This is a genomic window from Nocardioides sp. NPDC023903 (assembly GCF_040639295.1).
Taxonomy (GTDB): domain Bacteria; phylum Actinomycetota; class Actinomycetes; order Propionibacteriales; family Nocardioidaceae; genus Nocardioides.
The window spans coordinates 1-1,203 of sequence record NZ_JBEZZS010000091.1 but is presented as its reverse complement, the minus strand read 5'-3'; the positions used below and the strand labels follow the sequence as shown (position 1 = coordinate 1,203).

Annotated in this window: 1 protein-coding gene and 1 pseudogene; both read right to left on the bottom strand. The window is 69.1% G+C overall.

Translation table 11 applies throughout. The annotated features are described in order from the left end of the window. On the bottom strand, positions 1-139 hold a 139-nt coding region (locus tag AB0F44_RS30155), incomplete at its 3' end, for a 3-oxoacyl-[acyl-carrier-protein] synthase III C-terminal domain-containing protein (protein ID WP_357361048.1). 106 nt (positions 140-245) lie between these two features. Continuing rightward, positions 246-1,154, bottom strand: a pseudogene (locus tag AB0F44_RS30150) (condensation domain-containing protein); the annotation flags it as partial. Positions 1,155-1,203 lie beyond the last annotated feature (49 nt).

Genomic DNA, 1,203 nt, shown 5'->3' with positions numbered 1-1,203 from the left:
GCACGACCTGGCCCGCGTAGGCCAGACCGGCGCCGAAGCCCAGTAGCAGCGCGGTGTCGCCGGGGTTGGCCCCGCCGGAGCGCACGAGCTGTTCCATGGCCATCGGAATGGAGGCGGCGCTGGTGTTGCCGGTTTCGATGATGTCGCGCGCGACAGCGACGGACTCGGGCAGGCCGAGGATCGGCGGCGAGGAAGCGCGCGAGGAAATCGAGGTAGCGCGCGTGGTGGGCGGCGTTCTCGGACTCGCCGTAGAGCCTCGGGTTGGCCTCGAAGTCGAGTTGGATACGGCCGCCGTCGCCGTTGTAGATGTTGATCGAGAGGTCTTCGACGGGCCCGGTGGCGAGCACGTGGAGCTGACCGGCGATATCGTCGAACTTCAGCTCGTCGTGGAAGAGCATGATGTTGACCATCGGCCCGAAGAAGCCACGCGCGTCGCGGGAGTATCCGCAGTCTCGCCGGATGTCGTCGGAGCGGTAGCGCTGGTGGCGCAGGGCGCCGGTGATCTGCAGTTCGGTCTGGCGCACGACGTCGGCGACGGTGGTGTGCTCGTCGAACCGCAGGCGCAGCGGCACCACATTGGACACCACACCCGCCGAACGGCGCAGCGCGACGGTGGTACGAGCCGAAACCGGCAGGCTCAGTACGACATCCGGGTCGCCGGTGACCGACCGGACGTAGGCGGCGAGCGCGGCGACGATAAGCGCGGAGTTGGCCGAACCGTGGGTGGCGATCGCGTCGGTGAGCAGGGTGTCGAGGTCGGTGTCGAGCACCGCGGTGGCGCGGTGGCGGCCAGGGTCGTGGGTGTCGCCCGCGGCGGTGACCGACGACAGTGTCATCGGCTCGCCCACGCCCGCGAGCTGTTCCATCCAGTACTCGCGGTCGGCGCGGAATCGGCTGGATTCGCGGTAGCGGGATTCGTCGGCGTAGAGGTCGACGAGCGCGGCGGCCCGGGAAACGGACGGCTCGCGCTGCTCGCCGACGGCCGTGTAGATCTCCGCGGTGCGCGCGAGCGCGTTCATCGCACCGTAACCGTCGATGACGATGTGGTGTCCGCGTTCGTACCAGAACCACTCGCGGTCACCGATCCGCAGCACCACGTTGATGGTGAGTGGCTCGTGCTCCATGTCGATCGGGGTGCTGGCGTGGGCGTTCATCCAGGCCAGCGCGGCGGCCCGGGGGTCGGATTCGCCACGGAGGTCGATC